Source organism: Klebsiella sp. KP20-425-1 (assembly GCF_025813515.1).
In the GTDB taxonomy this organism is placed as follows: domain Bacteria; phylum Pseudomonadota; class Gammaproteobacteria; order Enterobacterales; family Enterobacteriaceae; genus Klebsiella; species Klebsiella pneumoniae.
This window is the reverse complement of record NZ_CP109614.1, coordinates 1,313,538-1,336,751: the sequence shown is the minus strand read 5'-3', so window position 1 is coordinate 1,336,751 and position 23,214 is coordinate 1,313,538. Positions and strand designations below refer to the sequence as shown.

Annotated in this window: 17 protein-coding genes; 7 read left to right on the top strand and 10 right to left on the bottom strand. The window is 56.4% G+C overall.

The window, feature by feature from the left end:
* Positions 1-166: 166 nt before the first annotated feature.
* Both ppk1 and ppx read left to right on the top strand, forming a co-directional pair.
* Entirely contained in the window at positions 167-2,227 is a 2,061-nt protein-coding gene (gene ppk1 / locus OHJ17_RS06575; RefSeq protein ID WP_032433421.1) for a polyphosphate kinase 1, read from the top strand.
* 3 nt (positions 2,228-2,230) lie between these two features.
* A complete protein-coding gene (ppx, locus tag OHJ17_RS06570; protein ID WP_002913839.1) occupies positions 2,231-3,763 on the top strand; it encodes an exopolyphosphatase in 1,533 nt (510 codons plus the stop codon).
* A gap of 53 nt (positions 3,764-3,816) precedes the next feature.
* Here the strand turns inward: ppx and OHJ17_RS06565 are convergent, their stop codons facing one another.
* The gene (locus tag OHJ17_RS06565; RefSeq protein WP_016530313.1) at positions 3,817-6,045 is read right to left on the bottom strand and encodes a sensor domain-containing phosphodiesterase; all 2,229 of its coding nucleotides are present in this window, start codon (positions 6,043-6,045) and stop codon (positions 3,817-3,819) included.
* 370 nt (positions 6,046-6,415) lie between these two features.
* Between OHJ17_RS06565 and OHJ17_RS06560 the strand changes: the two genes are divergently transcribed.
* Positions 6,416-6,589: a YfgG family protein gene (locus OHJ17_RS06560; protein ID WP_004174861.1), complete on the top strand. Its 174-nt coding sequence runs from the start codon at positions 6,416-6,418 to the stop codon at positions 6,587-6,589.
* Between the two features lie 96 nt (positions 6,590-6,685).
* Here OHJ17_RS06560 and OHJ17_RS06555 read toward each other — a convergent pair whose 3' ends face one another.
* Entirely contained in the window at positions 6,686-7,597 is a 912-nt protein-coding gene (locus OHJ17_RS06555) for a LysR family transcriptional regulator (protein ID WP_004221278.1), read from the bottom strand.
* 73 nt (positions 7,598-7,670) lie between these two features.
* Between OHJ17_RS06555 and OHJ17_RS06550 the strand changes: the two genes are divergently transcribed.
* The 3 genes from OHJ17_RS06550 to OHJ17_RS06540 all read left to right on the top strand — a co-directional run bounded on the left by OHJ17_RS06550 (position 7,671) and on the right by OHJ17_RS06540 (position 12,227).
* Positions 7,671-8,903: an MFS transporter gene (locus OHJ17_RS06550; protein WP_023301188.1), complete on the top strand. Its 1,233-nt coding sequence runs from the start codon at positions 7,671-7,673 to the stop codon at positions 8,901-8,903.
* Positions 8,904-9,196: 293 nt separating this feature from the next.
* Positions 9,197-10,375, top strand: coding sequence for an anaerobic sulfatase maturase (locus OHJ17_RS06545; RefSeq protein WP_029884024.1), 1,179 nt, complete (start codon positions 9,197-9,199; stop codon positions 10,373-10,375).
* The gene (locus tag OHJ17_RS06540; protein ID WP_009309501.1) at positions 10,359-12,227 is read left to right on the top strand and encodes a sulfatase-like hydrolase/transferase; all 1,869 of its coding nucleotides are present in this window, start codon (positions 10,359-10,361) and stop codon (positions 12,225-12,227) included. Before OHJ17_RS06545 ends, OHJ17_RS06540 begins: the two co-directional genes overlap by 17 nt.
* Positions 12,228-12,321: 94 nt before the next feature.
* Here the strand turns inward: OHJ17_RS06540 and guaA are convergent, their stop codons facing one another.
* Together guaA and guaB are read right to left on the bottom strand one after the other, a co-directional pair.
* Positions 12,322-13,899 carry a glutamine-hydrolyzing GMP synthase gene (gene guaA, locus OHJ17_RS06535; protein WP_004151979.1) on the bottom strand — a complete coding sequence of 526 codons (1,578 nt, stop codon included), beginning with the start codon at positions 13,897-13,899 and terminating at the stop codon, positions 12,322-12,324.
* Positions 13,900-13,966: 67 nt separating this feature from the next.
* Positions 13,967-15,433, bottom strand: coding sequence for an IMP dehydrogenase (gene guaB, locus OHJ17_RS06530; protein ID WP_004151980.1), 1,467 nt, complete (start codon positions 15,431-15,433; stop codon positions 13,967-13,969).
* 158 nt (positions 15,434-15,591) lie between these two features.
* On the opposite strand from guaB, the gene xseA reads away from it, so the two are divergent.
* Positions 15,592-16,983: an exodeoxyribonuclease VII large subunit gene (xseA, locus tag OHJ17_RS06525; RefSeq protein WP_004149333.1), complete on the top strand. Its 1,392-nt coding sequence runs from the start codon at positions 15,592-15,594 to the stop codon at positions 16,981-16,983.
* On the opposite strand, the gene OHJ17_RS06520 is transcribed toward xseA, so the two are convergent.
* From OHJ17_RS06520 to hisS, 6 genes are all read right to left on the bottom strand, one after another.
* On the bottom strand, positions 16,967-17,185 hold the full coding sequence (locus OHJ17_RS06520; protein WP_004144303.1) for a zinc ribbon domain-containing protein: 219 nt from the start codon (positions 17,183-17,185) through the stop codon (positions 16,967-16,969). The genes xseA and OHJ17_RS06520 overlap by 17 nt on opposite strands.
* A 49-nt stretch (positions 17,186-17,234) precedes the next feature.
* Positions 17,235-18,314 carry a Gfo/Idh/MocA family oxidoreductase gene (locus OHJ17_RS06515; protein WP_032432265.1) on the bottom strand — a complete coding sequence of 360 codons (1,080 nt, stop codon included), beginning with the start codon at positions 18,312-18,314 and terminating at the stop codon, positions 17,235-17,237.
* Between the two features lie 117 nt (positions 18,315-18,431).
* Positions 18,432-19,910: a ribosome biogenesis GTPase Der gene (gene der, locus OHJ17_RS06510; RefSeq protein WP_004144309.1), complete on the bottom strand. Its 1,479-nt coding sequence runs from the start codon at positions 19,908-19,910 to the stop codon at positions 18,432-18,434.
* Between the two features lie 113 nt (positions 19,911-20,023).
* Complete coding sequence (gene bamB / locus OHJ17_RS06505) at positions 20,024-21,202, bottom strand: outer membrane protein assembly factor BamB (RefSeq protein ID WP_002913889.1); 1,179 nt, start codon at positions 21,200-21,202, stop codon at positions 20,024-20,026.
* Between the two features lie 10 nt (positions 21,203-21,212).
* Complete coding sequence (locus tag OHJ17_RS06500; RefSeq protein WP_002913890.1) at positions 21,213-21,833, bottom strand: YfgM family protein; 621 nt, start codon at positions 21,831-21,833, stop codon at positions 21,213-21,215.
* Positions 21,834-21,867: 34 nt separating this feature from the next.
* Positions 21,868-23,142, bottom strand: a complete 1,275-nt coding sequence (hisS, locus tag OHJ17_RS06495; protein WP_004149335.1) for a histidine--tRNA ligase — start codon at positions 23,140-23,142, stop codon at positions 21,868-21,870.
* Between the last annotated feature and the right edge of the window lie 72 nt (positions 23,143-23,214).

Sequence of the window (23,214 nt, the reverse complement as noted above, 5' to 3'; positions counted from 1 at the left end):
ATGTGCACATCGCGGGGCTTTTTTTTAATTAAAAGTGTTTACTAATCAAACATCTCACAGAAATAATTCTTCTTACTGTCATATTGTTGTGACACAGTAAATCGCTATGCAGAAAAATTCGTCATAATAGTCTACGTCCTGTGAGTAAAACGGAGTGTGAGCGGTAATGGGCCAGGAAAAGCTATACATCGAAAAAGAACTCAGCTGGTTGTCTTTTAACGAACGCGTGCTGCAGGAAGCGGCGGACAAGAGTAACCCGCTGATTGAGCGCATGCGCTTCTTAGGGATTTACTCCAACAACCTGGATGAGTTTTACAAAGTGCGCTTCGCTGAGCTGAAGCGCCGGATTATTATCAGTGAAGAACAAGGCAGTACCGCCCATTCTCGCCACCTGTTAGGCAAAATTCAGGCCCGCGTTCTGAAGGCCGATCAGGAATTCGATAGTCTGTATAATGAACTGTTGCTGGAGATGGCGCGTAACCAGATCTTCCTGATCAACGAGCGCCAGCTGTCCGTCAATCAGCAGGCCTGGCTGCGCAACTACTTCAAGCAGTATTTACGCCAGCATATCTCGCCGATCCTGATCAACCGCGAAACGGACCTCGTGCAGTTCCTGAAAGATGATTACACCTATCTGGCGGTGGAGATTATCCGCGGGAAAAACATCAACTATGCTCTGCTGGAAATACCGTCGGATAAAGTGCCGCGCTTCGTGAACCTGCCGCCGGAAGCGCCGCGTCGCCGCAAGCCAATGATCCTCCTGGATAACATCCTGCGCTATTGCCTGGACGATATTTTTAAAGGCTTCTTTGATTACGATGCGCTGAACGCTTACTCGATGAAGATGACCCGTGACGCCGAGTACGATCTGGTGCATGAGATGGAGTCGAGCCTGATGGAGCTGATGTCCTCCAGCCTCAAGCAGCGCCTGACCGCCGAGCCGGTTCGCTTCGTCTACCAGCGCGATATGCCGGATGCGATGGTCGAAATGCTGCGCGATAAGCTCTCCATTTCCAACTACGACTCAATGCTGCCGGGCGGCCGCTATCACAACTTTAAAGACTTTATCGGCTTCCCGAACGTCGGTAAGGCCAATCTGGTCAATAAACCCATGCCGCGCCTGCGTCATCTGTGGTTTGATAAATTCCGCAACGGCTTCGACGCCATTCGCGAACGCGACGTGCTGCTCTACTATCCCTATCACACCTTTGAGCACGTGCTGGAGCTGCTGCGTCAGGCCTCCTTCGACCCCAGCGTATTGGCGATCAAAATCAACATTTACCGCGTGGCCAAGGATTCGCGCATTATTGACGCGATGATCCACGCCGCCCACAACGGTAAGAAAGTCACCGTAGTGGTGGAGCTGCAGGCGCGCTTCGATGAAGAGGCTAACATTCACTGGGCGAAACGCCTGACGGAAGCGGGAGTCCACGTTATCTTCTCTGCGCCAGGTCTGAAGATCCACGCCAAGCTGTTCCTTATCTCGCGTAAAGAAGGCGATGAGGTGGTGCGCTACGCCCACATCGGCACCGGTAACTTTAACGAGAAGACGGCGCGGATCTACACCGACTATTCGCTGTTAACCGCCGATGCGCGCATTACCAATGAAGTCCGCCGCGTGTTTAACTTTATCGAGAACCCCTATCGTCCGGTTAGCTTCGACTACCTGTTGGTGTCGCCGCAGAACTCGCGTCGTCTGCTGTATGAGATGATCGATCGCGAGATCGCCAATGCGCAAAACGGGCAACCGTCCGGGATTACGCTGAAGCTGAACAACCTGGTGGATAAAGGTCTGGTGGACCGACTGTATGCCGCCTCCAGCTCCGGCGTGCCGGTTAATCTGCTGATCCGCGGCATGTGCTCGCTGATCCCGGGTCTGGAAGGTATCAGCGAAAATATCCGCGTCATCAGTATTGTGGACCGTTTCCTCGAGCACGACCGGGTCTACTGTTTTGAAAACGGTGGCGATAAACAGGTCTGGCTCTCCTCTGCCGACTGGATGACGCGTAACATCGATTATCGCATCGAAGTTGCCGCTCCGCTGCTCGATCCGCGTCTGAAGCAGCGGGTGCTGGATATTTTTGATATCCTGTTCAACGATACGGTAAAAGCGCGCTATCTTGATAAAGAACTGAGTAACCGCTATGTGCCGCGCGGCAATCGCCGTAAAGTGCGCGCGCAAATGGCGATTTACGATTATCTCAAATCACTCGAACAACCCGACTAACCTATGCCAATAAACGATAACACCCCTCGGCCGCAGGAGTTCGCTGCGGTTGACCTTGGTTCGAACAGTTTTCATATGGTGATCGCCCGTGTCGTCGACGGCGCCATGCAGATCATCGGACGCCTGAAACAGCGCGTACATCTGGCCGATGGCCTTGATGAAAACTCGGTGTTGAGCGAAGAAGCCATGACCCGTGGGCTGAACTGCCTGTCGCTTTTTGCCGAACGCCTGCAGGGGTTCTCCCCCTCCAGCGTCTGTATCGTCGGGACGCATACGCTGCGTCAGGCGACCAACGCGGCGGAGTTTCTTAAACGCGCGGAAAAAGTGATCCCCTACCCGATCGAGATCATCTCCGGTAATGAAGAAGCGCGCCTGATTTTTATGGGCGTTGAGCACACGCAGCCGGAGCGCGGCCGCAAGCTGGTGATTGATATCGGCGGCGGTTCAACCGAGCTGGTCATTGGCGAAGATTTTGAGCCCCGCCTGGTGGAAAGCCGCCGCATGGGCTGCGTGAGCTTCTCGCAGGCCTATTTCCCTGGCGGCGTTATCAATAAAGAGAACTTCCAGCGCGCGCGCCTGGCGGCGGTGCAGAAACTGGAGACGCTGGCCTGGCAGTTCCGTATTCAGGGATGGACCGTAGCGCTGGGCGCCTCCGGCACCATTAAAGCCGCCCAGGAAGTGCTGGTGGCGATGGGCGAGAAGGACGGATTTATTACGCCGGAGCGCCTCGAGATGCTGGTAAATGAGCTGTTGAAGCATAAAAACTTCGACGCGCTCAGTCTGCCCGGTCTCTCAGAAGACCGTAAAGCGGTCTTTGCGCCTGGGCTGGCGATCCTCTGCGGTGTGTTTGACGCGCTGGCCATCAAAGAACTTCGTCTGTCCGATGGCGCGCTGCGCGAAGGTGTCCTGTACGAGATGGAAGGCCGCTTCCGCCACCAGGATATTCGTAGCCGCACGGCACAGAGTCTGGCAAATCAGTACAACATCGATCGCGAACAGGCGCGCCGGGTACTGGAAACTACCACCCAGATGCTGGAGCAGTGGCAGGAGCAGAATCCCAAGCTGGCCAATCCGCACCTCGCGGCGCTGTTGAAATGGGCGGTGATGCTCCATGAGGTAGGGCTGAATATCAACCACAGCGGCATGCATCGTCACTCGGCCTACATTCTCCAAAATAGCGACCTGCCGGGCTTCAATCAGGAGCAGCAGATGCTGATGGCCACCCTCGTACGCTATCATCGCAAAGCGATCAAGCTCGACGATCTGCCGCGCTTTACGCTATTCAGGAAAAAGCAGTTTCTGCCGCTAATTCAGCTACTGCGCCTGGGCGTACTGCTGAATAACCAGCGTCAGGCTACCACTACGCCGCCGACGCTGCGCCTGCAGACGGAAGCTCACCACTGGACGCTGACGTTTCCGCACAACTGGTTTAGCCAGAATGCGCTGGTGCTGCTGGATCTGGAAAAAGAGCAACAGTACTGGGAAGGCGTGCCGGAATGGATGCTGAAGATTGCTGAAGAAGAGCCAGACGCCTGATCGTATCTTTGGCTATCAACCGAGCCGGGCGCTTACGCCCGGCTTTTTGCTGCTCAGCCGGTCATCTCCTCCGCCAACTGCGTCAGAGGTACCGGTACCCCGATATCATAGCCCTGCATATAATCGATCCCCAGCGTGATGACCGCCTGACGTATTTCCGGCGACTCCACATATTCGGCCACCACCTGCATGTTCTTCATACGCGCCAGACGACAAATAGAGTCCACGACCTGGTAATCAAGACTGCTGGCAAGCAGATTGCGAATAAAACTGCCGTCGATTTTAAGAATGTCGACGTTCATTGTTTTTAACCGGGCGTAGCTGGCGTAGCCGGTACCAAAATCATCGATCGCCACCCGGCAGCCCAGCGCCCGCAGATGCTCTAAAGTCTGACAGACCAGCTCGGGATTGCTGAGCGCGTAGTTCTCGGTCAGCTCGAAAATAATCTGCCATGGCTCAATGTTGTAGGCCTGCAGCAGCGCTTCGACCTCCTGAGGAAACTGGCTGCGGCTCAGCGACACCGGAGAAAGATTGATCGCCAGCCGCAGACCGGGCAGCGCCCGCCGGTTGGCGTCCATAAAGGCCAGCGTATGCTCAATAACCCACTGGTCCACCCGCGTTGACAGCCCAAACTCGTGCGCCACCGGCAAGAACTCGTTTGGCCCCGTTAGCTCACCCGACTCCCCTTCCATCCTCACCAGCACTTCATGATAGCGATCGCCGCGAATGCCCTGGATAGGCTGCGCCATCAGGACAAAATGGTCATGTTCCAGCGCTTTGAGAATGCGGTTCATCATCACGACTTTATCTTTCAGATCCTGCTGAACATGGCCCGCGCCGCGGCGCTGTAAATTTTCCGGATGGCCGCTGGCTAACGACATGTCGGCAATGGTGTTCAACTCGCCAAGCAGTAAATACAGATGCTTGACCGGCGAGCGAACGCTGCAATAGCTCATGCCGATCCGCGGCTGCAGGGGGACCCCGTCCCAGTGGAAACGGAACTGTCGCAGGGAGCGGTCAATTAAGTGAATGCGCGCCTGGTGCCCTTCGCTATTGAGACGGAACACTAAATCGTGACCGGCAAGATGATATACCGCTTCGTTGGGCTGCAGCAGCGTTCTCAGATGGTTCGCCAGCATTTGCTTATACTGGATTCGCAAAAGTACCCCATAGTGGCGCCCCAGCAGTTCAAGCTCAGGAATGCGCAGAAAACAGAGCGTCGACCAGCTCGTGCCGTTGAGCGCCCGGCTCAGCGCCCGCAAGTTCGGCATATGAACCACCGGGTCGAGGAAGGCCATCTGCCGGACGCGAGCGTAGATCAGCCGCTGCTGTGTCGCCAGCATCGCCGTATAGGCGACAATAAACGAGAATACCAGATAGCTTGATGACGTGATCGCCAACTGGGTGTTATAGCTTGGGTAAATTGGTAAGTAACGGTAATGAAAATGGATCACGGCAATCAGCACCGGCGTCCAGATCAGTGAGATAAAGCGATAGCCAAAACGCATGGCACCCCAGAGCATCACCGGCATCAGCAATGACAACGTATAATTCGTACTAAATATGGTGCTGCTATCATTAAGCGGCATCAATAATAGCCACAGTAGCAGAATTAATACCGTCGCCCAGCAAATAATTTCAATTTTTTTTATTTTTGGATCAATTTGTAAGCGAACCTGAGAAATAAAGCCGCGTAAATGAAAAGGATTACGAATGACCCGTAACACAAAATAACACAGCGGCATGCCGGTCAGGCACCCTACCATTAGCGCCTGAAAGGTGATTAATGAACGTAAACTAAATGGCGTAACGCCGGTCATTTCCGTTGTGCGCGGATGGAGTCCAAGATATTCGGCAATCTGTGACAAAATCAGAAAAATGACCGAGGGGAGCAGCATTTGCCAGAACAGACGATGCGGCATCAGTCGGACGTTGCCGTGTGAGACCTGCTGACGCTGGGGGACAAAAATGCGGTAGCCGCCCCAGCAGAGCACGCAGGGGATAAGGAAATGGAACAGTACACCGATGGATTGCTCAAGCATCATGCCGTGGGCCAGAGTTAACAGCAGGCCAATAATAATGCCAGGGATCGCCGCCCAACCAAAAAACATCATCAGGCTGAGCACCAGCGCCAGGGGAAGATAATACAAAAATACCATATGACCATTGAGCATGGTGTAGGTATTCGCCCATCTGGCGACCGGTAATAACAGCGCAGGCAGAACGAGCGGTAAAGCCCACCACTTGTCGCGATATTGTTGATAGTATTTTAATAAATTCATAGGTGCTCTACAGAGTGCCTCTGCTCCCGCGAGGCATATTCAGGCAGGCATCCAACCACCCATGCTGACCGCGTAAATAATAACGATACGGTAACGTCCGCTGATTTTAGTGGCCAAGAGAAGGAGACTATTGATATAAATCAACAAATGCTGACGCCAACATTAATAAATCTTATTTTTCCCGACATTTCACGGCTAATAAAGTGAGCATGTAAATACGACGATTATCTTATATAACATTAATTAATGTTTTCACTGCCGCACTTTTACATCTGCATCAATTGACCCCATCTCGTTCCTGTGCCTTAATACCCCCATCGCCCATCTTCGGGTATACTTCAAGGATCCTTTTGTGAGTCAGGCACCCAGTATGCGTAAACGACATCGATTTAACCGTCGCATGACCCGTATCGTACTGCTTATCAGCTTTCTCTTCTTCTTTGGACGCTTTGTCTACTCCTCCATCGGCGCCTGGTACCATCATCAGGATAAAAAAGCGTCGCAGGAGTCATCGCTCACCGTCGAGCCCTCCCCCCGCGAGTAATCCTTTGATTCTAATACTGCAAGCGCCACACTCCGCAGGCAGAGCCGCTCGCTGCTGAAGTACTGTCTTTGATGCGGTAATTTTGCCGTCGGCGATTTATAAGCGCACGGTATGCAGCAGGCGCAGCATTTCAGCGATACCTTTTGTCACAATTTTGTCCTGACGCATGACTACCGCCAGCTGTCGGTATAGCCGCGGCGCCAGCGAGTGTACGCGTAATCCGTCGCGATCCTCCACCCGCTCCACCGCCATGCGGGGCACGATGCTGTAGCCCAGCCCTGCCCGCACCATGCGCTTAATCGCCTCGATGCTCCCCAACTGCATTACCGGCGTCACCGCCAGTCCCGCCGAGCGGAACCAGCGGTCAATCAGATCCCGCGTGCCGCTACCCGCCTCGAAGGCAATGAGCGGCTGCGCCTGCAGCTCGGCGGGAGTATAAACCGCCGGCATCTCCGTCTCGCGGCTGGCATAGATGGTCACGAACTCCTCATCTAACATCGCAGTCACCGCCAGACTGCGCCCCTGCACGGGCAGCGTGACCAGCCCGAGATCGAGCCGGTTTTCTTCCACCGCGCGGACGATATCCAGCGTGTTGCCGGTGGTCACCCCCACCGTCAGCAGCGGGTGCTGCTGACGAAGATGCTGCAGCAGCGGTGGAAGAAGATGAATGCAGGCCGTCGCGCCGGTCCCCAGCGTCAACGATCCATTAACCTCCTGACTGAATGCGCTGACCGACTGCACCGCGCTATTCACCGCCCGATCGATCTGCTCGCTGTGGGCCAGCAATGCCATTCCTGCCGCCGTCGCCTTGATCCCACGTCCGGTTCGCTCCAGCAGCCTGGTCTGTAAAAACTGCTCCAGCTGACGTACCTGCAGGCTGACGGCAGGTTGGGAGATCCCCAGCGCGTCGGCGGCGGCAGAAAAGCTGCCGCGCTGTACGACCAGCCGGAAGGTCGCCAGATTTCCCAGGTTCAGTGTTGTCATAAAAGTTTCTCTTATACCGCGCATAAGGTGGCCGCTCTGCCAGAACAATAGCCTGCCGGGTATGCTCAGGACAACTGTCTTAACGGAATGAAAAACCATGGAAATAAACGCTATTCCCCGACGCCTTGCCTTCACCGCGGGCGGTCAGCAACTCATCAACTGGGGGATCTCTTTTTATATGCCCGGCACCTTTGCCGGGGCTATCGCCGCCGACAAAGGATGGTCCTTGCCGCAGATCTATCTCGGCCTGACGCTTGCGATGCTGATGATGGCCGCTGTCTCCCCGTTCGTTGCCAGGCTGCTGGCTCGCTTTGGCGGAAGACTGGTGGTCACCAGCGGTACCTTACTGATAGCCGCCAGCTGCGCCATGATGGCCTGGCGCCCTTCGCTGGCCGGCTGGTACGGCGCCTGGCTGCTGACCGGCATCGGCATGCGGCTCTCACTGTATGATGCGCTGTTCGCCGCAGTGGTGAATCTGTACGGTCAGCAGGCGCGGAAAACTATCTCTCATATCACTCTCGCTGGCGGTCTGGCCTCTGCCCTCTTCTGGCCGCTGGGCGAGGCGTTATTAACCATCATGCCCTGGCAGAATGCCCTGCGGATCTATGCACTGTTTGGCCTGCTGAGCGCATGGCTGAGTTATCAACTGCCTCGCCAGCGGCTCAATTCAGCGGCGAAATCACCAGCCTCGCCAGCGACAGCAGAGGGCGACCGGCGTAACGGGGCGCGTTACGCGATCTTTATTGCGCTGATCACCTTCATCTCTAACGGTACCTCTACCCATCTGCCGGAGTTTATCAGCCACTTTGGTCTGCCGGTTGCCGTCGGTATGCTGTGGGGATTCGGCCAGACCGGCGCCCGGCTGGGGGAAGTGCTGGCCGGTCCCCGGGTCACCTCACTCACGCTAACGCGTTTTACTGCGCTCGCCATGCCGCTCTGTTTTCTCCTTGGATTGAGCAGCACGACCTTTGCCGGATGCGCAGCCGGGTTTGTGCTGGGCTATGGCGCGATTAACGGGCTGGTGACGATTGTCAAAGCGACGCTGCCGCTGGCGCTGTTTAGCGCAGAAAGCTACGCCAGCCGCACGGGTCTCCTGCTGATCCCCGGGCAACTGATGGCAGCTGTTTCACCCTTTGCCTACGCATGGCTGAACCACCGGCTGGGCATTATCGGCGGAATGTGGGTGTCCACCGGGTTAACGTTGATCGTTGCCGGACTGGCGCTGGCGATGGTGCGCGAGGCGGGTAAGGCGCAGGATGAACGTAATGTAGAATATCCGGCAGCGGCCGTTGACCAACCGATAGCCAAAAACAACCTTGCTGAAGAGTAAACGTGGATCACTACGCCCTTGATAATTTACGCCTGCCCTTATAGCCATATGGCAGGCATTATTCATATTATAAATTTTTAATGAAAATACATTCACCAAATCAATAATGAAATTTTTAAGAGAATAGCAGGGCATGCTGTCACCTGCGAAAAATAACGATACCGCCTGTATTTTTCGCTTGCATAATGATCCAAAAAATAAAGCCAGTCGCCATCGGTAACATTAGCCACACCTCCGGTAACACAATTAGCCTTACTCTCTTCCTCATCGAAACCGTTCGAGCATAGCAAAGAATGAGCGCTAATTTTAATACCGTAGCAAAACCCGGCGGCAATCGATGCAATCTGGCCTGTCGGTATTGTTTCTATCTGGAAAACGAGGTTCCGCGTCCAGGGTATGCCACCATGGACGACCTCACGCTGGAAGCATACATTCACAACACCATTTCATCGACCCCCTCGCAAAACGTCGAGTTTTGCTGGCAGGGCGGTGAGCCTACCTTATGCGGGCTGGATTTTTTTGCAAAGGTGGTCGAGCTCCAGCAGCGTTACCGTGGTAACAAAATCATCGCCAACAGCCTGCAAACCAACGGCATCTTGCTGAACGATAAATGGGCTCGTTTTTTGCGTCGTCATGGATTTCTGGTCGGATTATCCATTGATGGCCCTGCGTCACTCCACGACACCTGGCGTACGACGGGCTGCGGAAAACCCACCTGGGAAAAAGTTGTGCAGGCCATACGCTGCCTGCAGCAGCATGACGTTCCGGTAAATGCCATGGTGGTGGTCAGCCGCCAGTCTGCAAGCCAGGGGAAAAGTCTCTATCGCTGCCTGAGCCGCGAGCTAAACCTTCACCATCTCCAGTTTATTCCTCTCGTTGACTCCCCTGCTCCCTGGTCAGTTACCCCTGAGGGCTGGGGCAAATTTTTGTGCAGTGTTTTCGACGACTGGCTGGAAAACGATGTTGGCAGGGTGTTTATCCAGTACTTTGATAATCTGCTCGGCGTATGGGCCGGCCAGCCCGCCACGCTCTGCACCATGCAGCCTGTCTGTGGGCAGAGTTTACTGGTGGAGCAAAACGGCGATGTCTACAGCTGCGATCACTTTGTCTCAGCGGAATATAAGCTGGGTAATCTGAAGCAAGATGCTATGGCAGCGATGGCGAGCTCGCCATTTCAGCAACAGTTCGGGAAGCAAAAGGGCCAACTCTCTGCCCGCTGTCAGGGCTGCCACTGGCGCTTTGCCTGCCATGGAGGATGCCCTAAACACCGTTTTACCATCCATGACGACGAAGCACAGAATTACCTGTGCAGCGGCTATTTAACCTTTTTCGGCCATATCACGCCCTATATGAACGTCATGAGAAGGCTTTTATTAAATTGCCAGCCGCCCGCGCTCATTATGAGTCTTATCCCGGAGATTCGGCAAAATATATTACAATTAACGGAGTCTGAAGATGAAAGAACCAAATAAAATAGATGGAAATCGCCGCGATCTCCTCAAAGGTCTGGGGATTGCCGCTGTCGTGAGCCTGTTACCAGAGACGGGAAACGCCGCGCAAAATAATGCCGCCCCGAAAGCGGCATGGGATATTCCTTTCACCGGCGAAATCCCTGACACACTGCCCGAAGGCTACAATATTTTACTCATAACCTGCGATCAGGAACGTTATTTCGAGCGGTATCCCTTTCCGGTGCCGGGCCGGGAACGCCTGATGAAAACGGGTATCACTTTTACCAATCATCAGAACACGGCCAACGTTTGTACGCCATCGCGCTCTGTCATGTACACCGGGCTCCATATGCCGCACACCCGGATGTTTGATAATCTTGGCTTCCCCTGGATGAATTACGATCTGGACCCGGAATTACGTACCGTGGGCCATATGATGCGTGAACTGGGTTATTACACGGCGTATAAAGGTAAATGGCATCTTACCCGGGAGATCGATCAGCCGGTCGCTGGTAAATCGGTAGAAGAAATGGACCTGGGCGAGATCCCGACGCCGCGACTGCATGAAATTATGGAAAAGTATGGTTTCTCTGATTATCACGGCATTGGCGATGTCATCGGGAAAAGTAAGGGCGGCTATTTCTTTGATTCAGTCACCACGGGGCAGACCATTAGTTGGCTACGTAACACCGGCCGCCCGCTGAATGATGAAAATAAACCCTGGTTCGCGGCAGTAAACCTGGTTAACCCCCACGATGTCATGTTTATCGACACCGATGAGCATGGTGAGCAGGTGCAGTGGAAAGGGCCAATGGATAAAGAAAACCACACCCTGCTGCCAACCCAACCCCCGCACAACCAAATCTATCAGCAAAGCTGGCCAGACTATCCGCTGCCTGCAAACCGCCACCAGCCGCTCGATGAGCCTGGCAGACCTGCCGCCCATAAAGAGTACCAGAATGCCAGGGCGGTGATGGAGGGACAGTTCCCCGATGAAGACCGGCGCTGGCGCAAATTACTGGATTATTATTTCAACTGTATTCGCGATAATGACCAGCATCTTGAGGCGATTCTCAATGAGCTGGATAACCTGCAGCTGACGCAAAATACGATTATCGTCTTTACCGCCGACCATGGGGAACTCGGTGGCTCCCACCAGATGCATGGTAAAGGTTCCTCGGTGTACAAAGAGCAGATCCATGTGCCGATGATCATTCGCCATCCGGCGTATCCGGGAAACATCCGCTGCAACAGTTTGACTAATCATCTGGATTTAGTACCGACCCTGATTGGTCTGACTGGACGCGATCGCTCGCTGCGAGAGAAAGTCCTGGAGGGCAGAAAAGGCCGGGATATGAGCCCATTACTGGCGCATCCTGAGCAAGCGGGCTTAAATGCGCTGCGTCCGGGTTCGCTTTATTGTTACGGCATGATCCTGTATATGGATGCGCAATACACGGCAAAATTCAGAAAGCTGGCTGGAGAAAAACTCCCGCACGATCAATTTAAAAAAGCGATCGCGTCACTCCATCCTGATTTTTCCCATCGCTCAGGGATCCGTATGATCAACGATGGACACTATAAATTTGCCCGCTACTTTTCGCTCAAGCAGCATCATATTCCTGCTACCCTGGCCGAGCTGCTGGAGAATAATGATGTTGAACTTTTCGATCTGGTTAACGACCCCGAAGAAAATCATAACCTCGCCCGGGAGCCAGAGAAATACCGGGATCTGTTAATGACAATGAACGATAAACTCAATCAGCTCACTGCCGCTGAGATTGGCGAAGATGATGGCAGCTATATGCCCCCGTTTGAAGGAAGCCAGTGGGATCTGACGGCGGCCCAGATGCATCAATATATGCGCGATTAGCGCTTGCCGTCAGGTGGGAGACCTTAATGTAGCAGCTATAAAAAAACCCTCTGTAAACACAGAGGGTTTCGTTTTACTCAGCTAACGCCGGGGATTATTCCCACTCAATCGTTGCTGGCGGCTTGCCGCTGATGTCATACACCACGCGGGAGATACCGTTCACTTCATTGATGATACGGTTGGAGACGCGGCCGAGGAAATCGTACGGCAGGTGCGCCCAGTGCGCGGTCATAAAGTCGATGGTTTCCACCGCACGCAGGGAAACCACCCAGTCGTATTTACGGCCATCGCCCATCACGCCGACGGAACGAACCGGCAGGAACACGGTGAACGCCTGGCTGACTTTGTTATACAGGTCAGCTTTGTGCAGCTCTTCGATGAAGATAGCGTCCGCACGACGCAGCAGGTCGCAGTACTCTTTCTTCACTTCGCCCAGCACGCGCACGCCAAGGCCGGGGCCCGGGAACGGGTGACGGTAGAGCATGTCGTACGGCAGGCCCAGTTCCAGGCCGATCTTACGTACTTCGTCTTTGAACAGCTCACGCAGCGGCTCAACCAGGCCCATCTTCATCTCTTTCGGCAGGCCGCCCACGTTGTGGTGAGATTTGATGACGTGCGCTTTACCGGTGGCGGAAGCAGCAGACTCGATAACGTCAGGGTAGATGGTACCCTGCGCCAGCCATTTGACGTCGTCCAGCTTCAGCGCTTCTTCGTCGAACACTTCCACGAACACGCGACCGATAATTTTACGCTTGGCTTCCGGATCGCTTTCACCCGCCAGCGCGTCGAGGAAACGCTGCTCGCCTTCAACGTGAACAATGTTCAGGCCAAAGTGGTCGCCGAACATCTCCATCACCTGCTGCGCTTCGTTCAGGCGCAGCAGACCGTTGTCCACGAATACGCAGGTCAGGTTTTTGCCGATAGCGCGGTGCAGCAGCATCGCGGTCACCGAAGAGTCCACACCGCCGGAGAGGCCGAGGATCACTTTGTCGTCGCCAACCTGCTGACGGATACGCTCAACGGCGTCGTCGATGATTTTCGCCGGGGTCCACAGCGCTTCGCACTGGCAGATGTCGCGCACGAAGCGCTCCAGCATACGCATCCCCTGACGGGTGTGGGTCACTTCCGGGTGGAACTGCACGCCGTAGAAGCGTTTTTCTTCGTTGGCCATAATGGCGAACGGGCAGTTGTCGGTGCTGGCGACGGTTACGAAGTCCGCTGGGATGGCGGTCACTTTGTCGCCGTGGCTCATCCACACGTCCAGCAGCGGTTTGCCGTCTGCGGTCAGGGAATCTTCGATACCGCGCACCAGCGCGCTGTCGTTAACCACTTCAACCTGCGCGTAACCAAACTCACGCTCGTTAGAACCTTCTACATGGCCGCCCAGCTGCATCGCCATGGTCTGCATGCCGTAGCAGACGCCAAATACCGGCACGCCGGCTTCGAACACATACTGCGGCGCGCGCGGGCTGTTCTCTTCGGTGGTGCTTTCCGGGCCGCCGGAAAGAATGATGCCGCTTGGATTAAATTCGCGGATCTGTGCTTCCGTGACATCCCATGCCCACAGCTCACAGTAGACGCCCAGCTCACGCACGCGACGCGCCACCAGCTGAGTATACTGAGACCCGAAGTCGAGGATGAGGATGCGATGTTTATGAATGTTTTCCGTCATTGACGCTAATTCCGAGGCAAGTGAAACAGAGTAAATAAATCGCCCGACGCAAGGTCGGGCGAAGAAATCAGGAGCCCAGACGGTAGTTCGGGGACTCTTTGGTGATGGTCACGTCGTGAACGTGGCTTTCCTGAATGCCCGCACCGCTGATGCGTACGAATTCAGCTTTGGTACGCAGCAGGTCAATGGTACCACAGCCGGTCAGACCCATACAGGAACGCAGACCGCCCATCTGCTGGTGAATGATCTCTTTCAGGCGGCCTTTATAGGCCACGCGGCCTTCGATACCTTCCGGCACCAGTTTGTCAGCGGCGTTATCGCTCTGGAAATAGCGATCAGAGGAGCCTTTGGACATCGCGCCAAGGGAGCCCATCCCGCGGTAGGATTTGTAAGAGCGACCCTGATAGAGTTCGATTTCACCCGGGGACTCTTCGGTACCCGCCAGCATGGAGCCAACCATCACCGCCGCCGCACCGGCGGCGATCGCTTTGGCGATATCGCCGGAGAAACGGATACCGCCGTCAGCGATAACCGGAATACCGGTCCCTTCCAGCGCTTCCACCGCGTCGGAAACAGCGGTGATCTGCGGCACACCCACGCCGGTGACGATACGGGTAGTACAGATGGAGCCCGGGCCGATGCCCACTTTCACCGCGCTGCAGCCAGCTTCCGCCAGCGCGCGTGCGCCTGCGCCAGTGGCGACGTTGCCGCCGATGATCTGCAGGTCAGGATATTTCGCGCGCGTTTCACGGATACGCTGCAGAACGCCTTCTGAGTGACCGTGCGAGGAGTCGATCAGCAGAACGTCAACGCCTGCCGCTACCAACGCGTCTACGCGCTCTTCGTTGCCGGCACCGGCGCCGACCGCCGCGCCTACGCGCAGACGGCCCTGCTCATCTTTACAGGCGTTCGGTTTACGTTCTGCTTTCTGGAAGTCTTTGACGGTGATCATGCCGCGCAGGTGGAAGCTCTCATCCACGACCAGCGCTTTCTCGACGCGTTTTTCGTGCATCTTAGCGAAGACCACTTCACGGCTTTCGCCTTCACGAACGGTGACCAGACGCTCTTTCGGCGTCATGTAGACGCTGACCGGCTGGTTCAGATCGGTGACGAAACGCACGTCGCGGCCGGTGATGATGCCAACCAGCTCGTTTTCTTCGGTAACCACCGGGTAGCCGGCGAAACCGTTGCGCTCGGTCAGCTCTTTCACTTCACGCAGAGTGGTCGTCGGCAGAACAGTCTGCGGGTCGGTGACCACGCCGGACTCATGTTTCTTCACGCGACGAACTTCTTCCGCCTGGCGCTCGATGGACATGTTTTTGTGAATAAAGCCGATGCCGCCTTCCTGTGCCAGGGCAATAGCCAGACGCGCTTCCGTTACGGTATCCATGGCTGCGGAGAGCATAGGAATATTCAGACGAATGGTTTTCGTCAGCTGAGTGCTGAGATCGGCAGTATTCGGCAGAACGGTAGAATGAGCGGGAACGAGGAGGACGTCGTCAAACGTCAGGGCTTCTTTAGCGATACGTAGCATGGGCAATATCTCGACCAGGGTGGATAAATATTGCCGTGGCATTATACAGAGCGTAACCGATTGCATCTACCCTTTTTTGCAAATAATACTTGCCATCCCCTCTGAGCGCGTTACTATCGACTGAATAACCTGCTGATTTAAAGTTTGATCTTGCTCACATGTTACCCTCTCAATCCCCCGCAATTTTTACCGTAAGCCGCCTCAATCAGACGGTGCGTCTGCTGCTTGAGCGCGAAATGGGCCAGGTTTGGATCAGCGGCGAGATCTCTAACTTCAGCCAGCCCTCCTCCGGCCACTGGTACTTCACCTTAAAAGACGATAACGCCCAGGTGCGCTGCGCGATGTTCCGCAACAGCAACCGCCGGGTCACGTTCCGCCCGCAGCACGGGCAGCAGGTGCTGGTTCGCGCCAACATCACGCTGTATGAGCCGCGCGGCGACTACCAGATTATCGTCGAAAGCATGCAGCCCGCCGGCGAAGGGTTGCTGCAGCAGAAGTATGAGCAGCTGAAAGCGCAGTTAACGGCGGAAGGACTGTTCGAGCAAAAACATAAGCAGGCGCTCCCCTCTCCCGCCCACTGCGTCGGCGTCATCACCTCGAAAACCGGTGCCGCGCTGCACGATATTCTCCATGTCCTCAGGCGCCGCGATCCCGGGCTGCCGGTGATCATCTACCCAACCGCGGTCCAGGGTGACGACGCCCCCGGGCAGATTGTGCGCGCCATCGCGCTGGCCAACGCGCGCCAGGAGTGTGACGTACTGATTGTCGGACGCGGCGGCGGTTCGCTGGAGGATCTGTGGAGTTTTAACGATGAGCGGGTGGCGCGGGCTATTTTCGCCAGCCAGATCCCTATCGTCAGCGCCGTCGGCCATGAAACCGACGTCACGATCGCTGATTTTGTTGCCGACCTGCGGGCACCGACTCCCTCAGCCGCCGCGGAAATCGTCAGCCGCAACCAGCAGGAGCTGCTGCGCCAGCTGCAGTCCGGACAGCAGCGGCTGGAAATGGCGATGGACTATTTCCTCGCCAGTCGCCAGCGCCGTTTTACCCAGCTGTTCCATCGCCTGCAGCAACAGCATCCACAGCTGCGCTTGGCCCGCCAGCAGACCGCCCTGGAACGCCTGCGCCAACGGATGCGTATCGCCGTGGAGTCACAGCTTAAGCGCGCAGAACAGCGGCAAAAGCGCACCGTTCAGCGTCTGAATCACTACAACCCGCAGCCGCGGATCCACCGCGCGCAGTCGCGGATCCAGCAGCTGGAATACCGGCTGGCGGAAATTATGCGTGGCCGCCTCAGCGAGCGGCGTGAACGGTTTGGCAACGCGGTGACCCATCTGGAGGCGGTGAGCCCCTTAGCCACCCTGGCGCGGGGCTACAGCGTCACCTCGGTGAGCGACGGTACGGTGCTGAAGCAGACAAAACAGGTCAAAACCGGCGATCTGCTCACCACCCGCCTGAAAGACGGCTGGGTCGAAAGCGAAGTGAAGCAGATCGCGCCGGTGAAAAAAACGCGGGCCAGAAAGCCTTCGCCCACTAAACCAGCGGAATAAATTCCACCCGTTTTTTCGAGATAAGGCCATGCCCATGCTGGCAAAAGTAATCCACCGCGCCGCACGCCTTCAGCACCTCCAGCGGCTGGTGGCATTCCGGGCAGCGGGCCTCAAGGGTAAATACCCTTTCGCACTGGGCGCAATGCGCGCTACTGCCTTTGACATCTAACGGCGCGTGGCACAGAGGGCAATCAAGTTCCATAACCATTCCTTTCAACGTTTATCTGCACCTATTTTATCATGTTCCGGGTTTAATGCGGGCCGCGTAATTGCTGCTGCAACCTGAGCAGCCATTCCACTTCCTCAAGCCTACGCTGCGTTAGCCCGGCCACGCTGTCCGGCGCCCGGATAAACAGATTATCAGCGCCGAGGATCTGCTCATCAAGACAGTGCGTATAGATCGCCCCGGGCCGGGTCCAGCGCTGCACCCGCTCGCCGTCCTGTAGCGTCACCACTTCGCCCTCAGGGGCGCGATCGAAGGTAATTATTCGCCCGTCCCGCAGTCCTATCCGCATTCCCTTTTGCCCGCCCGCGGGACCCGCGTATTTGTTGAGCCAGATATTGAGCGGGATAGTGCCCAGGGTTCCCTGCAGATGCGCCTCCCCCTCGGCAGTGCTCGTATCCCCAGGAGCAATGTCATGGCCGAGGCGGTCTTTCGCCACCCGAAGGGAAAGGCTCAGCGCCGTATCGCTTCCGCTGGCGTGCAGGGTTTCGCGGAGCATCGCCAGGACATGGGTGCCGATATCGAGGATCACCCCATCAGGGTGACGCAGCTGCCGGGTATCCAGCTCCCCGGTGGCAAAATTGAGTGCGACCGGCTCACCAGCGCTGTTAAAGCCGCTTGGCTCCTGCAAAGAGCCTTCGAGCCAGACGATATCCTGCGCTGACAGGTGCGGCGGAGGCAAGCCGCTGGCCTCCCCTTCCGCCCGCCACAGCGGGCCAGGAGCGTTCAGCGCAACGCCTCGCGCCATCCAGTGGTCAAGAGCCAGCACCCGCGCGGCCTGCTCAGGCGGCGCCAGCAGCGCCCGCAGCCGGGCGGCCTGCTCAAGGTTGGCCACGATCGGCTTTTCCACCACGATGCGGGAAATGCCGCTGGCTAACGCCCTCTCCAGTACGGGCAGATGCTGAAGTGATGAGGTGGTAATGAAGAGCGTATCCAGGGGTTCGGCCAGCAGCGCCGACAGCGAACTACAGCGCTGGATCCCCGGCAGCGCTCTGCTGCAGTCCAGGTCATAGCCCTGGCAGCGGTCGATGACGTCCCCCAGGCGACGCAGCGCCGGTAAATAGGCGGTTTCCACCACCGCGCCGAGGCCGATAAAACCAATCTGCATAGTAAGTCCACCTTTGAGCCGCTCTGTTCCCGGCGAAGTATCGCGGGATTATGGCGGAAGGTTTTGACATTTACCGGCATGGCGGCCACAAAAAACCCGCCGAAGCGGGTTTAATGATTATTTGCTTTTCTTGATGTGCTTGATCAAGCGCTTACGTTTACGCATCTGGTTCGGCGTCAGGGTGTTACGCTTGTTAGCGAACGGGTTTTCCCCTTCCTTGAACTGGATCCGGATCGGCGTGCCCATCACGTCCAGGGATTTACGGAAGTAGTTCATCAGATAGCGCTTGTAGGAATCCGGCAGATCCTTGACCTGGTTACCGTGGATCACCACGATAGGCGGGTTGTAGCCCCCGGCGTGGGCGTATTTCAGCTTCACGCGACGGCCACGCACCAGCGGTGGCTGATGATCTTCCGCCGCCATGTTCATGATCCGGGTCAGCATCGCGGTGCTTACGCGGCGCGTAGCGCTGTCGTAGGCTTCGCGTACCGATTCAAACAGGTTGCCGACGCCGCTGCCGTGCAGGGCGGAGATGAAGTGCACCCGGGCAAAGTCGATAAAGCCCAGACGATAGTCGAGGGTCTCCTTCACCTGCTCCTTCACTTCCTGACTCAGGCCATCCCACTTGTTAACGACGATCACCAGCGAACGGCCGCTGTTAAGAATAAAGCCCAGCAGCGAGAGGTCCTGGTCGGAGATCCCTTCGCGAGCATCGATCACCAGCAGCACGACGTTGGCGTCTTCAATCGCCTGCAGCGTTTTGATCACCGAGAACTTTTCCACGACGTCGGTGATTTTCCCGCGCTTGCGCACCCCGGCGGTATCGATGAGCACGTATTCGCGCTCGTCACGCTGCATCGGGATATAAATGCTGTCACGGGTGGTGCCCGGCATATCGTAAACCACCACGCGATCTTCACCGAGGATGCGATTGGTGAGGGTTGATTTACCGACATTAGGACGTCCGACAATCGCCAGCTTGATCGGCAGATCCTGCGGATTGAAGTCGTCTTCCGGCTCTTCTTCCGCTTCGCCATTCTGCTCGGCTTCGAATTTCGCCCAGTATTCGGCGTCTTCATCCACTTCTTCCTGCGGATTAACCTCATCGACCCATGGCAGCAGGGCCTGCTCCAGCAGGCTGGTCACGCCGCGGCCGTGCGAAGCGGCAATCGGATAGATATCGCCCAGGCCGAGCGACCAGAAGTCCGCCATCGCCTGGTCGACGTCGATGCCGTCGGTTTTGTTAGCCACCAGGAAGGTGGGCTTTTCACGAGAGCGCAGGTGTTTAGCGATCGCGATGTCCGCCGGCATCAGGCCCGCGCGCGCATCGACCATAAACAGCACCACATCGGCCTCTTCGATTGCCAGCAGCGACTGCTCCGCCATCCGGGTTTCCACGCCCTCTTCCGTACCATCAATACCACCGGTATCGATACAGATGAATTCGCGGCCTTCGACTTCGGCCCGACCGTACTTACGGTCACGAGTCAGCCCCGGGAAATCCGCAACCAGCGCATCACGAGTGCGCGTCAGGCGGTTAAAGAGCGTGGATTTTCCAACGTTAGGGCGCCCGACAAGCGCGACCACAGGTATCATGTTAAATGCCTCATACAATCACTAAGCAACATCGTCTTAACGACGTTTTTAAAAAAGTCAAAACGGCCCCTGTCTGCCAGGGGCCGTTTCTTAATCACTCACGACAGCGGTAATTAACGCGTAATCGCGTACAGCGTACCGTCTTTCGCCTGGATCAGCAGTCGACCATCGGCAACCACCGGGTCGGTCAGGAAGCCGGAACTATCGACTTTCTGCTGCGCCACAAAATGGCCATCTTCCGGATTAACCCAGTGCATGTAGCCTTCGCTATCGCCGACGACCAGATTGCCATTATACAACACCGGCGCGGTCAGCAAACGGTGCAGCAGATCGCTTTGCGTCCACAGGGTTACACCGCCGTCGGTGGTCAGTGCCAGCAGGCGATCGTTCTGGTCTACCAGGTAGATACGGTTACCATCGACGATGAAATCATTCACCGAACCCAGCTCGCGTTTCCACATAATCTGGCCGCTACGCAGGTCCAGCGCGGTCAGGTTACCGTTATAAGCCAGCGCATAAACCACACCGTTAACGATGATCGGCGTCGTGTCGACGTCGTTCAGGCGGTCAATTTCCGTCGGGCCGGTGGCCGTAGAAATACGCTGCTGCCAAATCATCTGCCCCTGCTGCATCAATACTGCACTGACGCGGCCGTTGTCGCCGCCGACGATCGCCGCGCCGTAGGCGGTCGCAGGCGCAGACTCGCCGCGCAGGGAGAGCGCCGGCATATCGAGGTTAACGGTCCACTTCACGGCCCCATCGGTCTCGTTTAGCGCCTGCAGCTGGCCGTTACTGGTATGCACCAGCACCATGCCATCGCTCACCACCGGACGCGACAGCGCCTCGCCGGCGACACGGGTTTGCCAGGCCACGGTACCATCGCTGGTATTCAGCGCATAAAGCTGCGCTTTCTCGCTGCCGATATAAACATGGCCGCCAGAGACGGTCACCCCGCCGGAAAGCAGCGCTGGCGTGCGCGAGAACCAGCCATCTTTCTCCGCCAGATTCACCGACCATACCTCTTTGCCATCGTCGGCGTTCAGCGCTTTGACGGTGCCTTTACGGTCAGCAGCATACACTACGCCGTCGGCAAAGGCCGGATGAAGGTTAGAGTAAAATTCGCCGATACCATCGCCAACCGAGGTGCTCCAGGACGTGGACGGCGTAAACTGGTTTTCTACCGTCGGCAGCGGTGACATTTTCACCACATCTTCTTCGCTATTAAACAGCGAACACCCGCTCAGCAAGGTAACGGAAAGCAGCCCTGGCAACAGTAATTTACGCAATTGCATCGAGTCCCTCTCAGATGGACAAATTATTCATTTTCATACGCATCATTTCGCTGAGCGCAGGAGAAGCATCGCTTTTCACGCCAGCTTCCCACGCCGCACGGGCCCCTTGCTTATCGCCTTTGCTCAACAGAATTTCGCCGCGCAAATCGGCCACAATGGCGGTCCAGCCCTCACCTTTGATGCTGTCGAGGGTTTTCAGCGCCGCATCAGCCTGTTTCATTTGCAGCTGAACGCGGGCCAGACGCATACTGATAACCGATTTCAGATTATCATCAGATGCGGCCGCCAGCCCCTGCTGCAGCTGCTTTTCAGCGTTCGGCAGATCGTTCTGTTCAACAAAATGCTGTGCCAGCTCGAGAGAGGCGAAGGCGCCGTAGGTATTTTTATTGTCAGCCGCGAATTTCTCTGCCCCTGACAGCACTTCTGGCGTATTCGATTTCAGCGCGGAAGTCGCCTTCTCGTAAGCCAGCGACGCGTCTCTGGCGGTATCCTGCTGATGGGAGGTCCAGTAGCGCCAGCCAACCAGCGCGCCAATCCCTAAAATCACCCCGACCGCCAGCGCTTTGCCGTTTTCGGCAAAGAAACGCTTCAGCGCATCGACCTGATCGTTCTCGTTGTTAAAAGTTTCCACGCAGTCCTTCTCCTGACTAATAATTCCCGGGAGATTAACCCAGAAGTGTGCGCAAATGCGCGGCAACGCTCTCCTGCGTTACGGTAGTTTGCTCACCTGAGCGTAAATCCTTCACTACCACGTTTCCGTCAGCGATCTCTGATTCACCGACCACCAGCGCGACGCGCGCCCCCCACTTGTCAGCGCGGGCGAACTGCTTCTTAAAGTTGCCGCCGCCGTGGTTGGTCATCAGCTTCACGCCGGGCAGCGCATCGCGAACCTGCTCAGCGAGACGCATTGCAGCAGACTGAGTATCGGTCCCGGAGGCTACCAGGTATATATCGACAACAGGATCGGCTTTAAATTCCGGATTCACTGCCTGGACCAGTAAAACAAGACGTTCCAGCCCCATGGCAAAACCCACGCCCGGGGTAGCGCGACCGCCCAGCTGCTCAACCAGGCCGTCGTAACGACCGCCGGCGCAGACGGTGCCCTGGGAACCAAGGCTGGTGGTCACCCACTCGAACACGGTGCGGTTATAGTAATCAAGGCCGCGCACCAGGCGCTGGTTGACGGTGTAGCGGATCCCGGCATCGTCAAGCAGCGCGCACAGGCCGGCAAAGTGGGCTTTCGACTCTTCGTCAAGATAATCGCCGAGCGCCGGCGCGTCGTTGAGCAGCGCCTGCACGTCCGGGTTTTTGGAGTCCAGCACCCGCAGCGGGTTGGTATACATCCGGCGTTTACTGTCTTCATCCAGTTTATCGGTAAACTGCTCCAGGTATGCCACCAGCGCGTCGCGGTAGTTGGCGCGCGCTTCCAGCGAACCGATGGAGTTCAGCTCCAGGCTGACGTGCTCGGAGATGCCCAGCTCACGCCACCAGCGCGCGGTCAGCATAATCAGCTCCGCGTCGATGTCCGGGCCCTGCAGGCCAAACACTTCGGCGCCGATCTGATGGAACTGGCGGTAGCGACCTTTCTGCGGGCGCTCGTGACGGAACATTGGCCCGACGTACCACAGACGCTGTTCTTGATTGTACAGCAGACCATGTTCGATGCCGGCACGTACGCAGCCCGCCGTCCCTTCCGGACGCAGCGTCAGGCTGTCGCCATTGCGGTCTTCGAAGGTATACATCTCTTTTTCAACCACGTCGGTCACTTCGCCGATCGCGCGTTTGAATAACGGGGTCTGCTCTACAATCGGCAAACGGATTTCGCTGTAACCGTAGCTACCGAGCACCTGCTTCAGTGAGCCTTCAATGCGCTGCCAGAGAGCGGTTTCGCCCGGCAGATAATCGTTCATGCCACGGATGGCTTGAATGTTCTTTGCCACGTTTATTCTCTTTATATATACAAAAATGAACCCCGGCGCCTCGCGCCCGCAGGTTCAATCATACACGGGAAG

Excerpts from the sequence above, each read along its gene's own strand:
- ppk1 (WP_032433421.1), top strand. The coding sequence starts at position 167 with ATGGGCCAGGAAAAGCTATACATCGAAAAAGAACTCAGCTGGTTGTCT.
- OHJ17_RS06560 (WP_004174861.1), top strand. The coding sequence starts at position 6,416 with ATGCGTAAACGACATCGATTTAACCGTCGCATGACCCGTATCGTACTG.
- OHJ17_RS06515 (WP_032432265.1), bottom strand. The coding sequence starts at position 18,314 with ATGCAGATTGGTTTTATCGGCCTCGGCGCGGTGGTGGAAACCGCCTAT.
- ppx (WP_002913839.1), top strand. The coding sequence starts at position 2,231 with ATGCCAATAAACGATAACACCCCTCGGCCGCAGGAGTTCGCTGCGGTT.
- OHJ17_RS06555 (WP_004221278.1), bottom strand. The coding sequence starts at position 7,597 with ATGCGCGGTATAAGAGAAACTTTTATGACAACACTGAACCTGGGAAAT.
- guaB (WP_004151980.1), bottom strand. The coding sequence starts at position 15,433 with ATGCTACGTATCGCTAAAGAAGCCCTGACGTTTGACGACGTCCTCCTC.
- bamB (WP_002913889.1), bottom strand. The coding sequence starts at position 21,202 with ATGCAATTGCGTAAATTACTGTTGCCAGGGCTGCTTTCCGTTACCTTG.
- OHJ17_RS06550 (WP_023301188.1), top strand. The coding sequence starts at position 7,671 with ATGGAAATAAACGCTATTCCCCGACGCCTTGCCTTCACCGCGGGCGGT.
- der (WP_004144309.1), bottom strand. The coding sequence starts at position 19,910 with ATGATACCTGTGGTCGCGCTTGTCGGGCGCCCTAACGTTGGAAAATCC.
- OHJ17_RS06540 (WP_009309501.1), top strand. The coding sequence starts at position 10,359 with ATGAAAGAACCAAATAAAATAGATGGAAATCGCCGCGATCTCCTCAAA.
- guaA (WP_004151979.1), bottom strand. The coding sequence starts at position 13,899 with ATGACGGAAAACATTCATAAACATCGCATCCTCATCCTCGACTTCGGG.
- OHJ17_RS06520 (WP_004144303.1), bottom strand. The coding sequence starts at position 17,185 with ATGGAACTTGATTGCCCTCTGTGCCACGCGCCGTTAGATGTCAAAGGC.
- OHJ17_RS06545 (WP_029884024.1), top strand. The coding sequence starts at position 9,197 with ATGAGCGCTAATTTTAATACCGTAGCAAAACCCGGCGGCAATCGATGC.
- xseA (WP_004149333.1), top strand. The coding sequence starts at position 15,592 with ATGTTACCCTCTCAATCCCCCGCAATTTTTACCGTAAGCCGCCTCAAT.
- OHJ17_RS06565 (WP_016530313.1), bottom strand. The coding sequence starts at position 6,045 with ATGAATTTATTAAAATACTATCAACAATATCGCGACAAGTGGTGGGCT.